General features: G+C 59.7%; 11 protein-coding genes. 7 read left to right on the top strand and 4 right to left on the bottom strand.

Features of this window, described 5'->3' with window-relative positions; all coding sequences use genetic code 11:
• Positions 1–109: 109 nt before the first annotated feature.
• On the top strand, positions 110–871 hold the full coding sequence (locus KDW95_RS09540; RefSeq protein WP_255856037.1) for an SDR family oxidoreductase: 762 nt from the start codon (positions 110–112) through the stop codon (positions 869–871).
• A gap of 609 nt (positions 872–1,480) precedes the next feature.
• On the opposite strand, the gene KDW95_RS09535 is transcribed toward KDW95_RS09540, so the two are convergent.
• The gene (locus KDW95_RS09535) at positions 1,481–1,684 is read right to left on the bottom strand and encodes a hypothetical protein (RefSeq protein ID WP_255856036.1); all 204 of its coding nucleotides are present in this window, start codon (positions 1,682–1,684) and stop codon (positions 1,481–1,483) included.
• A 943-nt stretch (positions 1,685–2,627) separates the two neighbouring features.
• Between KDW95_RS09535 and KDW95_RS09530 the strand changes: the two genes are divergently transcribed.
• Positions 2,628–3,137: a retropepsin-like aspartic protease family protein gene (locus KDW95_RS09530; protein WP_255856035.1), complete on the top strand. Its 510-nt coding sequence runs from the start codon at positions 2,628–2,630 to the stop codon at positions 3,135–3,137.
• A 99-nt stretch (positions 3,138–3,236) separates the two neighbouring features.
• Here KDW95_RS09530 and glpD read toward each other — a convergent pair whose 3' ends face one another.
• Both glpD and KDW95_RS09520 read right to left on the bottom strand, forming a co-directional pair.
• Complete coding sequence (glpD, locus tag KDW95_RS09525; protein WP_255856034.1) at positions 3,237–4,763, bottom strand: glycerol-3-phosphate dehydrogenase; 1,527 nt, start codon at positions 4,761–4,763, stop codon at positions 3,237–3,239.
• A gap of 393 nt (positions 4,764–5,156) precedes the next feature.
• Positions 5,157–5,915: a DeoR/GlpR family transcriptional regulator gene (locus KDW95_RS09520; RefSeq protein ID WP_255856033.1), complete on the bottom strand. Its 759-nt coding sequence runs from the start codon at positions 5,913–5,915 to the stop codon at positions 5,157–5,159.
• A gap of 263 nt (positions 5,916–6,178) precedes the next feature.
• On the opposite strand from KDW95_RS09520, the gene glpK reads away from it, so the two are divergent.
• Positions 6,179–7,660 carry a glycerol kinase GlpK gene (gene glpK / locus KDW95_RS09515; protein WP_255856032.1) on the top strand — a complete coding sequence of 494 codons (1,482 nt, stop codon included), beginning with the start codon at positions 6,179–6,181 and terminating at the stop codon, positions 7,658–7,660.
• A 68-nt stretch (positions 7,661–7,728) separates the two neighbouring features.
• Here the strand turns inward: glpK and KDW95_RS09510 are convergent, their stop codons facing one another.
• Positions 7,729–9,726 carry a sigma-54-dependent Fis family transcriptional regulator gene (locus KDW95_RS09510; RefSeq protein WP_255856031.1) on the bottom strand — a complete coding sequence of 666 codons (1,998 nt, stop codon included), beginning with the start codon at positions 9,724–9,726 and terminating at the stop codon, positions 7,729–7,731.
• A 382-nt stretch (positions 9,727–10,108) separates the two neighbouring features.
• Between KDW95_RS09510 and KDW95_RS09505 the strand changes: the two genes are divergently transcribed.
• The 4 genes from KDW95_RS09505 to KDW95_RS09490 all read left to right on the top strand — a co-directional run bounded on the left by KDW95_RS09505 (position 10,109) and on the right by KDW95_RS09490 (position 14,178).
• Positions 10,109–11,212 carry an ABC transporter ATP-binding protein gene (locus tag KDW95_RS09505; protein ID WP_255856030.1) on the top strand — a complete coding sequence of 368 codons (1,104 nt, stop codon included), beginning with the start codon at positions 10,109–10,111 and terminating at the stop codon, positions 11,210–11,212.
• Positions 11,213–11,394: 182 nt separating this feature from the next.
• The gene (locus tag KDW95_RS09500) at positions 11,395–12,495 is read left to right on the top strand and encodes an ABC transporter ATP-binding protein (RefSeq protein ID WP_255856029.1); all 1,101 of its coding nucleotides are present in this window, start codon (positions 11,395–11,397) and stop codon (positions 12,493–12,495) included.
• Complete coding sequence (locus KDW95_RS09495) at positions 12,495–13,361, top strand: carbohydrate ABC transporter permease (RefSeq protein WP_255856493.1); 867 nt, start codon at positions 12,495–12,497, stop codon at positions 13,359–13,361. Before KDW95_RS09500 ends, KDW95_RS09495 begins: the two co-directional genes overlap by 1 nt.
• Before the next feature lie 10 nt (positions 13,362–13,371).
• A complete protein-coding gene (locus KDW95_RS09490; RefSeq protein WP_441813625.1) occupies positions 13,372–14,178 on the top strand; it encodes a carbohydrate ABC transporter permease in 807 nt (268 codons plus the stop codon).
• The last annotated feature ends 1 nt before the right edge of the window (position 14,179 follow it).

Genomic DNA, 14,179 nt, shown 5'->3' with positions numbered 1-14,179 from the left:
CGCCTTCGAGGCCCCGTCGAGGTAGTCTTTACGTTAACGTCAACTTGCCGTGGCCGGTCAGTGAAGTGACCCGTGGCAAGCAACAATAACCTGATACAGGAGCCTCTCCATGCAGATTGATGGCAAAGTATTCGTAATTACCGGCGGTGCCCGCGGTCTTGGGTTTGGCATGGCGCAGCATCTGGCGTCCCTGGGGGCCCAGCTGGCACTGATTGACCTGAACCAGGACAGTCTGGATGCGGCGGTACAGCAGCTGGAGCAGGCGGGCGCCCGGGCGCGGGGCTATGTGTGTGATATATCCGTGGAAGACCAGGTCGAGAGCGTTTTTGTCGCCATCAGGCGGGACTTCGGTGCCCTGCATGGCCTGGTGAACAATGCCGGCCTGATGCGCGATGGCCTGCTGATCAAGCTGAAAGACGGCAAGCTGGTGGGGAAAATGAGTTTCGACCAGTGGTCTGCGGTGGTCAATGTCAACCTGTCCGGCACCTTCCTGTGTGGCCGGGAGGCTGCGGCCATCATGGCGGAGCAGGGCGAGGGCGGCGTGATCGTGAATATTTCCTCGGTGTCCCGTGCCGGCAATATGGGCCAGACCAACTATTCCGCCACCAAGGCGGGTGTCGCGACCATGGTCACCAGCTGGGCCGGTGAGCTGGCGCGCTACAACATTCGTGTCGGTGGTATCGCTCCCGGGGTGATCGCCACCGAAATGACGGCGCAGATGAAGCCCGAAGCCATCGAGCGCATGCTGCAGGCGGTACCGCTCAAGCGTCTGGGTGAAGTGGCCGAAATGGCTCATACGCTGCAGTACATTATCGAGAACGACTTCTTTACCGGGCGTATCGTCGAAATGGATGGCGGTTTGCGGGTGTAGCGGTAGCGGGCATGCGCCTCAGGTGCTCACAGGAGGTGGTCCAGAACATTGCCGCTCCTCGGCTTTGGCATTCTGCGTCGCCCTACCTCCTGCATCCATGCAGTCGTCTGCATCCATGCAGTCGTCTGCATCCATGTGCCGCGGCATACAGCCGTCCAGGAAGGAGGATACCCTATATGGTGGGAGGCCAGGCTATGCAGGGAGCGATCGCGTGGCGTTCGTCCTGAACATTACCGCTCCTCGGCTTTGGCATCCTGCGTCGCTCTACCTCCTGCATCCATGCAGTCGTGTACATCCATGCAGCCGCGGCATACAACCGCCAGGGATGGTGGGAGGCTATGCAGGGAGCAATTGCGTGGCGTTCATCCTGAACATTTCCGCTCCTCGGCTTTGGCATCCTGCGTCGCTCTACCTCCTGCATCCATGCAGTCGTGTACATCCATGTACCCGCGGCATACAACCGCCAGGGATGGTGGGAGGCCAGGCTATGCAGGGAGCATTCGCCTGCCGTTCGTCCTGAACATAAAAAAGGCCGGGCCCGGGTAACCGGGACCGACCAAAAAACGAACAACAAGTAAATCAAAAGGGTGTTGCGGTTAACGCCCTGAATCAGTGGCTAAAGCGAGCGAACAGCTGCTTGAAAGTCTGCTCCCACACAGGTACAACCTGGCGGCGGCTAAAGGACAGCGACTTGAAAAATGCGTAAAAAACCTTGGAGCGCTCGGTGTGGGCGCGGTTCATGATTTCTTGCAAATCGAAGTTGTTGATATCGAATTGCGTTTCGATTGTTTCAGTCTGCTGTGTGCTGTTCATCGCGTTTGCCTCGTGTCACGGTTGCAAGTAATTGCCGGTCCCCAAACCATTGGCTCCGTAGAGCGCTGCAATCATTTGATGGCGCCATAGTACGCACACCTCAATGTCGACTCAAACGACGCTTTTTCAGCTTAATGATTATAAATATTCATCTATATTTCCTGCCTCGACGGTACTGGTCTGTATCCTTGTTGCGGTTTATGGCCTTTAACCATGGGTTTTGTGGCGACCTGGACGGTTTTGTACCGCTTCTGCGGCAACTGCGAATCATGTTACATCCATTCACTTTTTTTGCGGTGACCCGCGGTGCCGAATGCCTGGCCCGGGGCTGTGGTTTGGGACTAATGGGGTGGGGGGATGAGCCCTGTTCGACCGTGCTATGCTGCGCGGCCAGGCGTCGGTGGACATGCCGTTGCACACCGGCACTGAACTTAACGCGGAGCCGGATGCCTCTAACAGCATGAATGACTTGCAGTCCTGTAGCCCCCGCGCTGGCCGCTTGGTGTGGCCTGCAGGGCTGTACTGCAAACCTACTGAACGGACCACCGGTGGTAAGAGCATGAATGACTCGAAATCCCGTATCGGTCGCCTGATGTGGCCTGCAGGGCTGTACTGTAAACCAACCGAACGGCTTGCCGGTGGTAGGAACATGAATGACGCGAAACTCCGTATCGGTCGGCTGATGTGGTATTCAGGGCCTGGCTGTACTGCAAACCAACTGAGCGGCTTGCCGGTGGTAGGAACATGAACGATTCGAAGCCCTGCACCTCCCGGACCCGTCGCCTGATGTGGTATTCAGGGCCTGGCTGTACTGCAAACCAACTGAACGGCTTGCCGGTGGTAGGAACATGAATGACTCGAAACCCGGCGCTGGCCGCCTGATGTGGCATGCCGGGCTTGGCTGTAATGTAGAAAAACTGAACGGCTTGCCGGTGGTAGGAATATGAATGACGCGAAACCCCGTATCGGTCGGCTGATGTGGCTCGCCGCCTGGCTGTCACTCCTCGCTGTGCTGGTGCTGGGCTTTGATGCCTGGCTCGAGGGGCAGCACAACCCCAATGCCGAGTTGATGGTTGTGGACGCGGATGGCCCGGTGGAAGTGGTGCTGCAGCGCAGTCGCAGCGGGCACTATATTGCGCCCGGTCGCATCAATGGCGAGCCGGTACAGTTTCTGGTGGATACCGGTGCCACGCGCATCAGCGTACCGCTGTCCCTGGCGCAGCGTCTGGGGCTAAAGCAGGGTTACGCCAGCCAGGCCACCACGGCCAATGGGCTGGTGACCGTGTATGACACCCAGCTGGATGAAGTCCGTCTGGGGTCCATCGTGCTGCGTAATGTGGCGGGCAATATCAATCCCGGCATGCCGGGCGAGGTGGTCTTGCTGGGCATGAGCTTCATGAAGGACCTTGAGATGGTGCAGCGAGGTGACACCCTGACGCTGCGCCTGCATTGACGCACTCTGTCGCCCGGTTGCGGCGATGGCTTTACATCAGCCAGGGCGCCAGGCCATAGGCCAGCACTCCGGCTGCGGAGATGCACCCTGCCAAAGAACTCAGCTGCGTGCAGATACCAGCGCCAGCGGCGGCTGGCTCAGCAGTTCCTTGATGTAATGCTCGACGGCGGCGCATTCGGCTTCCTGCAGGTAGAGGCCCTGCTTGGTGCGCCGCCACAGTACGTCCTCGGCTTCCCGTGCCCATTCAAACTCGACCAGGTAGTGCACTTCCCGGGCGTACAGGCTGGCGCCAAAGTGCGTGCCCAGGTCCGTCACCGCCGTACAGCCCTCGAGGATGCGATGGCTGAGGGTGCCGTAGGTGCGTACAAAACGGCGTGCCAGGGCGACGGGCAGCCAGGGGTACTGGCGCGCGAGTTGGCTGAGCAGTTTGTGCGGGCTTTCGAAGTCGCCGCCTGGCAGGGCGGCGGTGCGCGTCCAGGCGCCACGGGCCTGGGGAAAGTGTTCGCAAATGCTGTTGGTGGCGGCTTCCGCCAGCTTGCGGTAGGTGGTGATCTTGCCACCAAACACGGATAGCAGAGGTGCCTTGCCGGCCCTGTAGTCGGTTTCAAAGCTATAGTCGCGCGAGGCCTTCTGGGCGGAGCCGGTTTCCTCGTCCATCAGCGGGCGTACGCCTGAGTAGCTCCAGACCACATCACTGACTGCGATTTTTTGCTTGAAGTGACTGTTCACCACCGAGATCAGGTAGTCCGTTTCTTCCGCTGAAATGGCGACATCCCGCGGGTTGCCCCGGTAGTCGACATCGGTGGTACCCACCAGCGAGAAGTTGTCTTCGTAGGGAATCACGAAAACGATGCGGTTGTCTTCGTTCTGCAGAATGTAGGCCTGGTGTTCATCGTGGATGCGTGGCACCACGATATGGCTGCCTTTCACCATGCGGATCTGCTTGGGGGCCGGGATGGTCATGGCTTCGTTGAACAGCTGGCTGACCCAGGGGCCGGCGGCGTTGACCAGGGCGCGGCAGCGATGGGTTTCTTCGCGCCCGCTGTGCTCGCACCTGAGTGTGACCGCCCAGAGACCACCGTCGCGTTCGGCCCTGATACAGCGCGAACGGGTGCGTATATCGGCCCCCTTCTCCCGCGCCGCCATGGCCACCAGTACCACGAGGCGAGCATCGTCGACCCAGCCGTCGGAGTATTCGAAACCCCGGGTAATATCGTTGATCAGCGGGCCTTCGGGGGCAAACCTGATGCCGTTGGATGCCGGCAGCAGTTCGCGTTTGGCCAGGTTGTCATACAGGAACAGGCCGGCCCGAATCATCCAGGCGGGGCGCAGGTGGGGGCGGTGGGGCAGGCGAAAGCGCAGTGGCCACATGATGTGGGGCGAGTTGCGCAGCAGGCATTCGCGCTCGGCCAGGGCTTCGCGTACCAGGCGGAATTCGTAGTGTTCCAGGTAGCGCAGGCCGCCGTGGATCAGCTTGCTGCTGCTCGATGACGTGGCCGATGCCAGGTCATTCATTTCGCACAGCATGACTTTCAGGCCGCGACCGGCCGCATCCATGGCGATACCGGCGCCGTTGACGCCGCCGCCGATGACGATGAGATCTTGGACTGTCTGTTCAGAGGTCATGCCGTGTCTGTCTCCGGGTGGGGGCCGCTCTCGAGCGGGCGCCCTCTGTGGTTGGGCCGACACCCCGCAGGGATATCAGGTGATGGTGGTTACTATACTATTCGATAACGAAAACAAACAATCACAAACGAACATATTTTGATGAAATATATTCGAGTTGGGCTTTCGGTCGTTCTGTTCGAATGCACACGCGCGGCGTATGGCGGCACGGCTCTGGTTGCACGCAGGTGTGGCAGGAAGGGCAGGAAGGGACCGCGCATGCAAGGGCTGCGACCTGCACGATCCAGCGTGGTCAGGCCCCCTGGATTCGCGGCTTGCGAGGGTCGGTCGTTCTGGATACAGGTATTCGCAGGCTATGCAGGTGCGCAGCCCGTCGTCGGGGCGGCCGGGGGCTCAGACGATGTGCAGTTCGACCTGGTGGTCGATCAGCTGCTGGCGAATTTCCATCGGCGGGGGCTGGTCGGTAAAGAAATGGTGCGCCTGGGCAATATTGCCCAGGCGCACCATGGCGTTGCGACCGAACTTGGAGTGGTCGGCTGCGAGCAGCACCTGGCGGGAGTTGGCGATAATGGTCTGGGCAACCCGCACTTCGCGGTAGTCGAAGTCCAGCAGGGTGCCGTCACTGTGGATACCGCTGATGCCGATGATGCCAAAGTCCATCTGAAACTGGTTGATGAAATCCCGCGTGGCTTCGCCGACGATGCCGCCGTCACGGTTGCGCACTTCGCCGCCTGCGACGATGACACTGAAGTCTTCCTTGGCGCAGAGAATGGCGGCCACATGCAGGTTGTTGGTCACGATGCGAAGGTTGTTGTGATTGAGCAGGGCGCGGGCGATAGTCTCGGTGGTGGTGCCGATGTTGATAAACAGCGAGGCGCCATCGGGGATGATCCTGACCAGCTGCTGGGCGATCTTTTCCTTGGCCTCCAGGTCCATGATCTTGCGCGCCTGGTAGGCGGTGTTTTCGGTACTGGATTCAACGCCGGCACCGCCGTGGTGGCGCCGCAGCTTGTTGTCCTGCGCCAGCTGGTTCAGGTCGCGCCTGATGGTCTGGGGCGTCACCTGGAAGTGCGTGACCAGCTCGTCGATGGTGACAAAACCGGAGGCCTGGACCATTTCGAGAATCAGGTCCTGTCTGCGACGCTGTGTCATGGTTCGTGTTCTTCCTTCTGGTGCAGTGCAGGCGCGCCTGAGTAGGGTCATGCGCGAGGCTGTCCTGTATCGAGTCTGCAGGGGTGACGATAATTGTGGCGATTATCTCATAGTTTTAAGGGCTTACGAGCGCAAAAACGGCGTGGTCTGTGGTGCTGGAGTCGGCGCCGGCTGATGGAAACAGAAAATACTGCTTGGTTTTTTACGGCGTAATGGTAAGAATACGAACAAAAAAGAACATTCGTGAACAGCAGGGCGAATCAATGACTAAGTATTTACTGGCAATCGATCAGGGCACGACCAGCTCCAGGGCCATTGTTTTTTCAGGCGAGGGCCAGATTGAGGCCACCTGCCAGCAGGAGTTCGCACAGCACTTTCCCGAGGATGGCTGGGTGGAGCATGCGCCTGCCGATATCTGGGACTCGGTGCTGCAGACCTGCCGTGATGTCCTGGCCAAGCGTGGTATAGCCGCGGAACAGGTCGCCGCCATCGGCATTACCAATCAGCGTGAAACCACCCTGGTGTGGGATCGCAACACCGGTGAGCCGCTCTACAATGCCATCGTCTGGCAGGACCGGCGCACGGCGCAATACTGTGAATCTCTCAAGGAGCAGGGGCTGGAGGCGACGATTAACGCCAAGACCGGCCTGCTGATAGACCCCTATTTTTCCGCCACCAAGATTCGCTGGATTCTGCAACAGGTGCCAGGTGCCCTAGAGCGGGCCGAGCGCGGAGAGCTGGTATTCGGTACCGTGGATACCTACCTGCTGTGGCATTTGACCGGCGGGCGCGAGCATCGCACCGATGCCACCAATGCATCGCGTACGCTGCTGTTCAATATCCATACCCAGCAGTGGGACCAGGAGCTGCTGGACCTGTTTGGTATCCCGGCCAGTATGCTGCCAGAGGTGATGGACTCGTCCGATGATTTCGGTCGTGTGGATGCCGAACTGCTGGGGGCCGAGATACCGGTCTACGGCGTCGCCGGTGACCAGCAGGCGGCGCTGTTCGGGCAGACCTGTTTTCGTGAGGGCATGGCCAAGAGTACCTATGGCACCGGCTGTTTCTTGATGCTCAATACCGGGCTCAAGGCACTCAAGTCTGAACATCGCCTGCTCACCACAGTGGCCTATCGCCTGAATGGCGTGCCCACCTATGCGCTGGAGGGCAGCATCTTTGTGGCCGGCGCCACCATTCAGTGGTTACGCGATGGCCTGCAGCTGATTCGCGGCGCCAGCGAGGCGGAGCCCCTGGCCGAGCAGACATCCCTGGATCACGGGGTTTACCTGGTGCCTGCCTTTACCGGGCTTGGAGCACCCCATTGGGACCCCAATGCCCGCGGCGCCATCTTTGGTCTCACGCGCGATACCGGTATCAAGGAAATCGTAACGGCGGGTCTGCAGTCGGTCTGCTACCAGACCAAGGATCTGCAAAAAGCCATGGAAAGCGATGGCGTGCGCCCGGTGGCGCTGCGGGTGGATGGCGGCATGGTGGCGAATAACTGGGTGCTGAACTACCTGGCCGATATTCTGGGCGCCACGGTGGATCGACCCAGGATCATCGAAACCACGGCACTGGGCGTGGCTTACCTGGCGGGCCTGAAGGCCGGTGTGTTTGATTCGCTGGAGTCGCTGGAAAAACTGTGGCAATGCGAGCGGCGTTTTGAACCCAGCATGGACAAGGCGCGGCGTGACGGCCTCTATGAGGGCTGGAAGAAAGCGGTGTCCAGGGTGCAGACGAACTAGTACAGGTATCCGTACTAAACAGGCCGTTTCCCCGTTCGGGAAACGGCGGCTTTTTGTTGCGCGCGCTGTTACGACTGGCGCAGTCCCAGATCGCGCAAGCGCTTGTACAGGGTGTTGCGGCTGATGCCCAGCGCCTTGGCGGTGCGGGATATATTGCCTTGGTGCAGGCTGTAGGCCGCCAGGGTGGCTTCTGCCGACGCGGCTTCCTGTAACGGCGCAGGCGGCTGGGACGCTGCATCGGCAACGGAGGGCTGCGCGGCGGGCTCGCCCTGCTCGGGAGCATGGGGCGGACACTGAGCAATGGATCCCGGGGCTGAACTTGCGGGCGGGGCGTTGCGCTGCTGTTCGATATCCTGAAAGAAGTCGTCGGGCAGGTGCCAGGCCTCGATCGGGTCGTCGTCCGCCATGGCCAGCGCAATCTGCAGCACGCTGATCAGCTGGCGAATATTGCCGGGCCAGGGATGCAGGTCGAACAGCTTTAGTATTTCCTCGGACAGGGGCGCGCTCTGGCCGGGATCGCGGTGCAGCCGGTGTACCTGCTGGAAGAGTGCGCGCCTGTCGGTGCGTTCGCGCAGCGGTGGCAGCTCGATATTCAGGCCGGTGACGCGGTAGTACAGGTCCTGGCGGAAGTGGCCATCCTGCACCTGGCTGCGAAGGCAGCGGTTGGTGGCTGAAACGAGCTTGATATCCACCGGGTAGGACTCGGTGGACCCCAGCGGTGTGACCTTGCGTTCCTGCAGCACGCGCAGCAGTCGGGCCTGGGCCTGGAGCGGCATTTCGCCGATTTCGTCCAGAAACAGCGTACCCCTGTGCGCCTTGCGGATCAGGCCGATGGCGCCCTTGTTGCTGGCCCCGGTAAAGGCGCCTTTTTCATAGCCAAACAGTTCGGACTCCACCAGTTCGCCGGGTATGGCGGCGCAGTTGACCGCCACCAGCGCAAAGCGGCTGCGCGAGCTGTGCTGGTGCAGCGCCTTGACGAACACCTCCTTGCCGACGCCGGTTTCACCGTGGATCAAAATGGGGATGTCCTTTTCGATAATGCGTTCGGCCTGGCGCACGCAGCGATCAACCCGGGCATCGCCATAACCGATCTGGTCCAGCCCGATGACGCCATCGCGGGGCCTTGTGGGGTCTGTGTTCGAGCCAGGGGTCGGGGCTGGCGCGGGGGCAGCGGGCTGGGGCTGGCGAAAATCAACCACTTGAATCACCTGCTGGCTCGGGCGTTTGATGACGCCGTACATGTGATGCTGGCCGGGCGTTTTGAGTTGCAGGGGGAGCAGCTCGGGCTGGTTTTTCAGGTCCCGCAATCGGCAGTCGAACAGTTGGCTGATACTGGCCAGCGCCAGGTCGTACCCCAGCAGCAACTCGGCCCGGCGGTTGGCCGAGATGACGGTGCCAGCTTCATTGAACACCAAAAGTCCCGACCACTGGCTGTCGATGTTGTCCAGGTTGGTGTTGAAGGTGAGCACAAAGTGTTCAGCGCTGAACATTTTGATAATCAGCCGGTTTTCCACCGACTGTGACATCAGTTTGACCATCCCCAGGGTATGGGCCTGGGGCAGGTAGGCATCGCTGGAAACATCCAGCACACCGAGCAGGTCGCGATTGACATCGAAAATGGGCGCCGCCGAACCGATCATGAAGCGGTTGGCCTTGAGGAAGTGTTCATCACGCTGTACCTGCACCGCCTGCCCGGACGCAATCGCGGTACCGATGGCATTGGTGCCGTGGGCTCTTTCCTGCCAGCTGGTGCCCTGCTGAAAAAAGGCCTTTTGACGCGGCCCCACGAAGCGCTGGTCGCCCCAGCCGTTGAGCACCTGGCCGCGGCAGTCGGTGAGCAGAATCATGCATTTGCTGTTGGAGAGAATGTTCTCGTAGAAGGGCAGCACTTCCTGCCCGGTGGTGTGCACCAGGGCATTGTGTTCCTCGCGCAGTACCTTGCACTCCGAACTTGCCAGTTGCTGCAGCCCTGGCTGGCTGCCGTGATCCAGCCCGTAGGCGCGGCAACGCTCCCAGGAGTCGAGAATCAGACGGTCATGTGAGGTGTCGCTGGTCGCAATGCTCATGGAATGCTCTTTATTGTTTTTATCCAGGGGAGCCGTTCACCAGGTGCGTTTTTCACCTGCGCAGCCCTGTGCAGGGGGCACCTGTTGTGAGGTTGAACAAGGCCTCGAGTGTTCAATCATCTGTTCAATTGACTGTGCAGTCAATAATAAATTGAACATTAATGTTCGGAATCGAACATTTTTATCGCGGGTCTATTTGTGGCTCTTCGTTTAAATTTTGTTTAAAAACAATAAATTATAGTTTTTGTCTGGGTTTTGTTGGCATTTTGGCACGTTGTTCGCTTTCCTTTGTTCGTATTCGAAAAAGCTGTGAGCCGCAGAGTTCACAGTGCACCGGCCGCCTGAACAGGCAGTCATGACAATAAGAACAAGGGACGACAATATGTCGCTAACACTGGAAAACATCACGCGGGTGGTGGATGGCGTGCCATTCATCAGCGATGCGAATATCAGCTTCGAACCCGGCTCGTTCAATGTCTTGCTGGGCCACACCCTGGCCGGCAAAACCTCCCTGATGCGACTGATGGCCGGTCTCGACAAGCCGACGACCGGGCGAGTGCTGATGGACGGCGCCGATGTCACCGGCATGCCGGTACAGCAGCGTAATGTCTCGATGGTCTACCAGCAGTTCATCAACTACCCGAACCTGACGGTACGGGAAAATATCGCCTCGCCATTGCGCCTGTCGAAAATGCCGGAAGCGCAGATCAAGAAGCGTGTTGACGAGACGGCGGCCATGCTGCGTATCGAGCCCTTTATGGATCGCCTGCCCCTGGAGCTCTCCGGTGGTCAGCAGCAGCGCACCGCCATGGCGCGGGCGCTGGTCAAGGATGCCAGCCTGATCTTGTTCGATGAGCCGCTGGTTAACCTGGATTACAAGCTGCGCGAAGAGTTGCGCATGGAACTGCGTGAACTGTTCAAGGAACGTCGCTCCATCGCCATCTATGCCACCACCGAGCCCAATGAAGCCCTGGCGCTTGGCGGCACCACCACCCTGTTGCATGAAGGCCGCATCATCCAGTCGGGCCCGGTGAATACCGTGTATCGACAGCCAGTGAACGTCGAGTCGGCGGCGCTGTTCAGCGAGCCGCCGATCAATCTGCTGGGTGGGCGCGTGTCCGAAACCGAGGTGACCTTCGACGAGTATGCCCACTTTCCGCTCAACCAGGACCTGCGCGACCTGGAACCGGGCGACTACCGCTTTGGCGTGCGCCCAAGCCATATCGGTCTGGTGCCGCGCAATGACGATGACCTGGAACTGTCGATGCAGGTCGAGCTGGCGGAAATCAGCGGTTCGGAAACCTTCATGCACGTAAAGAACCGCCACTTCAGCCTGGTGCTGCAGCTGTCCGGAGTGCACGAGTACCGCACCGACTCGCCGATCAAGGTGTATCTGCCGACCCACAAGCTGTTTGTGTTCGACAGGAGCGGCGCCATGTTGCAAGCACCGACGCGTCTGGTACAGGGGGCTGCAACCAATGTCTGAGAGCACTATTTACAAGGCAAGTGCTAGCCGGCGCGAGCTGCAGGTAGTGGTACCCGAGAGACGTCTGCTACAGGGCGTGCACACAATGTCTGAGACACATTTGAAGTCCTGTGCGAACAGCGTGATCCGTGAGGCAAGCGTTGTGACACCCGAGAGACGTCTGCTACAGGGGGGCGCTAATCATGGCTGAGATACACCTGAAATCACTGGCCCACAGCTACAGTGCCAAGCCCACGGGTCCTTCGGACTATGCGATTCGGGAAATGAACCACGTCTGGCACCAGGGCGGTGCCTATGCGCTGCTGGGCCCGTCCGGCTGCGGCAAGAGTACCTTGCTGAACATTATTTCCGGCCTGCTGGCGCCCTCCGAGGGCGAGGTGCTGTTCGATAACGTGCGCGTCAACGAGTTGTCACCCAAGGATCGCAATATCGCCCAGGTGTTCCAGTTCCCGGTGATCTACGACTCCATGACGGTGTTCGACAACCTTGCCTTTCCGCTGCGCAACGCCCGGGTGCCGGAACCCAAGGTGCGTGCCAAGGTCAACGAGGTCGCCGAGATTCTCGAGCTGCATCCGGTGCTGCACAACAAGGCCAAGAACCTGACCGCGGACGAAAAGCAAAAGGTATCCATGGGCCGCGGCCTGGTGCGGGACGATGTTTCCGCCATCCTGTTCGACGAACCCCTCACCGTGATCGATCCGCACCTCAAGTGGAAACTGCGCCGCAAGCTCAAACAGATCCACGAGCAGTTCAATATCACCATGGTCTATGTGACCCACGATCAGCTGGAGGCCTCGACCTTCGCCGACAAGATCGCGGTCATGTACGGCGGTCAGATCGTGCAGTTCGGCACGCCGCGGGAACTGTTCGAGGCGCCCAACCATACCTTCGTCGGCTTTTTTATCGGCAGTCCCGGCATGAACCTCATCGAGGTGAGCCGCTGTGAAGGCGGGGTCAGCTTCGACGGCTTCAAGGTGCCGCTCAGCGATGAGCTGAACGAGCACCTGGCACTGGTGCCCAGCGACAACCTCAAGATCGGCATCCGTCCCGAGTTCGTGCATATCTGGGATGGCCCGGCGGACGATGCCTATGAAGCGACCGTGGCCGGGACCGAGGATCTGGGCACTTACAAAATCGTCACCTTCAGGCTGGGCGGGCAGACGCTCAAGGCCCGCCTGGACGAGGATCGCGATGTGCCCAATGGTCGTGCCTACGTGAGCTTCCCGCAGCAGTGGCTGAAGCTCTATATCGATGAGTTCCTGTTCGAGGAGCAAGCCCGATGATCATCAAGACTGATAACAACAAAGCCTGGTGGCTGGTGCTGCCGGTGTTCCTGCTGGTGGCCTTTTCCGCCGTCATTCCGCTGATGACCGTGGTGAACTACTCGGTACAGGACATCTTTGATCAGAACAATGCCTACTTTGTGGGTGTCGACTGGTATCGCGAAGTGCTGCGTGACCCGCGGCTGCATGATTCGTTGCTGCGCCAGTTCCTCTATTCGTTCTCGGTGCTGGTGATCGAAATTCCGCTGGGCATCGCGGTGGCGCTGATGATGCCGACCAGGGGACGCATGGCCTCGCTCTGCCTGATATTGCTGGCCATTCCGCTGCTGATTCCCTGGAACGTGGTGGGCACCATCTGGCAGATCTTCGGTCGTGCGGACATCGGCCTGTTTGGCTGGGCGCTGAATGCGCTGGGTATTGACTACAACTACGCCTCTAACACCGGTGATGCCTGGGCCACGGTGCTGCTGATGGATGTCTGGCACTGGACCTCCCTGGTGGCGCTGCTGTGCTACTCGGGCCTGCGCGCCATTCCGGAAGCCTTTTACCAGGCGGCTGAGATCGACCGAGCCTCGAAGTGGGCGGTGTTTCGCTATATCCAGCTGCCGCGTCTGCAAAGCGTGCTGGTGATCGGCATCCTGCTGCGCTTTATGGACAGCTTCATGATCTACACCGAGCCCTTTGTGCTCACCGGCGGTGGCCCCGGCAACTCGACCACCTTCCTCAGCCAGACCCTGACCAAGATGGCCATCGGCCAGTTTGACCTGGGGCCGGCGGCGGCATTCTCGCTGATTTACTTCCTGATCGTGTTGTTGGTGTCCTGGCTGTTCTTCACGACCATCACCTATATGGACAAGGCGAAGTGAGGCCCGAATTATGAACATGACCAAGCGCAAAACCGTCGGCATCACGCTCTATATCCTGTTCCTGCTGGTGCCCATCTACTGGCTCGTCAATATGTCGTTCAAGACCAATGAAGAAATTCTGGGGTCCTTGAGCCTGTGGCCGAGCAACTTCACCCTCGAAAACTACCTGGTGATCTTCACCGATGCCACCTGGTATTCGGGCTATATCAACTCGATCATCTATGTCTCGATGAACGTGGTGATTACACTGCTGGTCGCCTTGCCTGCGGCCTATGCCTTCAGCCGCTACCGTTTTGTTGGCGACAAGCACCTGTTCTTCTGGCTGCTGACCAACCGCATGGCGCCGCCTGCCGTCTTCCTGTTGCCGTTCTTTCAGCTCTACTCGTCCGTGGGGCTGTTCGATACCCATATTGCCGTGGCACTGGCGCACTGCCTGTTCAACGTGCCGCTTGCGGTCTGGATTCTGGAAGGTTTCATGTCCGGCGTACCACGGGAAATTGATGAAACCGCCTATATCGACGGTTACAGCTTTCCGCGCTTCTTCGGTCGCATCTTCCTGCCCATGATCCGTTCGGGCATCGGTGTGACGGCCTTCTTCGCCTTCATGTTCTCCTGGGTTGAGCTGTTGCTGGCACGCACCCTGACCTCGGTGGAAGCCAAGCCCATTGCCGCCATCATGACGCGCACCGTCGGCGCCACCGGGGTCGACTGGGGGGTGCTGGCCGCGGCCGGTGTGCTCACCATCCTGCCGGGTCTGCTGGTGATCTGGTTTGTACGCAACCATGTAGCCAAGGGCTTTGCCCTGGGCCGGGTATAAG

Origin of the sequence: Marinobacterium rhizophilum (assembly GCF_024397915.1) — a bacterium.
GTDB classification, from domain to species: Bacteria; Pseudomonadota; Gammaproteobacteria; order Pseudomonadales; family Balneatricaceae; genus Marinobacterium_A; species Marinobacterium_A rhizophilum_A.
Note: the sequence above shows the minus strand (reverse complement) of the source record. Positions and strands in the feature narration are given on the sequence as shown.

Excerpts from the sequence above, each read along its gene's own strand:
- glpD (WP_255856034.1), bottom strand. The coding sequence starts at position 4,763 with ATGACCTCTGAACAGACAGTCCAAGATCTCATCGTCATCGGCGGCGGC.
- KDW95_RS09530 (WP_255856035.1), top strand. The coding sequence starts at position 2,628 with ATGAATGACGCGAAACCCCGTATCGGTCGGCTGATGTGGCTCGCCGCC.
- KDW95_RS09520 (WP_255856033.1), bottom strand. The coding sequence starts at position 5,915 with ATGACACAGCGTCGCAGACAGGACCTGATTCTCGAAATGGTCCAGGCC.
- KDW95_RS09490 (WP_441813625.1), top strand. The coding sequence starts at position 13,372 with ATGAACATGACCAAGCGCAAAACCGTCGGCATCACGCTCTATATCCTG.
- KDW95_RS09505 (WP_255856030.1), top strand. The coding sequence starts at position 10,109 with ATGTCGCTAACACTGGAAAACATCACGCGGGTGGTGGATGGCGTGCCA.
- KDW95_RS09535 (WP_255856036.1), bottom strand. The coding sequence starts at position 1,684 with ATGAACAGCACACAGCAGACTGAAACAATCGAAACGCAATTCGATATC.
- KDW95_RS09540 (WP_255856037.1), top strand. The coding sequence starts at position 110 with ATGCAGATTGATGGCAAAGTATTCGTAATTACCGGCGGTGCCCGCGGT.
- glpK (WP_255856032.1), top strand. The coding sequence starts at position 6,179 with ATGACTAAGTATTTACTGGCAATCGATCAGGGCACGACCAGCTCCAGG.
- KDW95_RS09500 (WP_255856029.1), top strand. The coding sequence starts at position 11,395 with ATGGCTGAGATACACCTGAAATCACTGGCCCACAGCTACAGTGCCAAG.
- KDW95_RS09510 (WP_255856031.1), bottom strand. The coding sequence starts at position 9,726 with ATGAGCATTGCGACCAGCGACACCTCACATGACCGTCTGATTCTCGAC.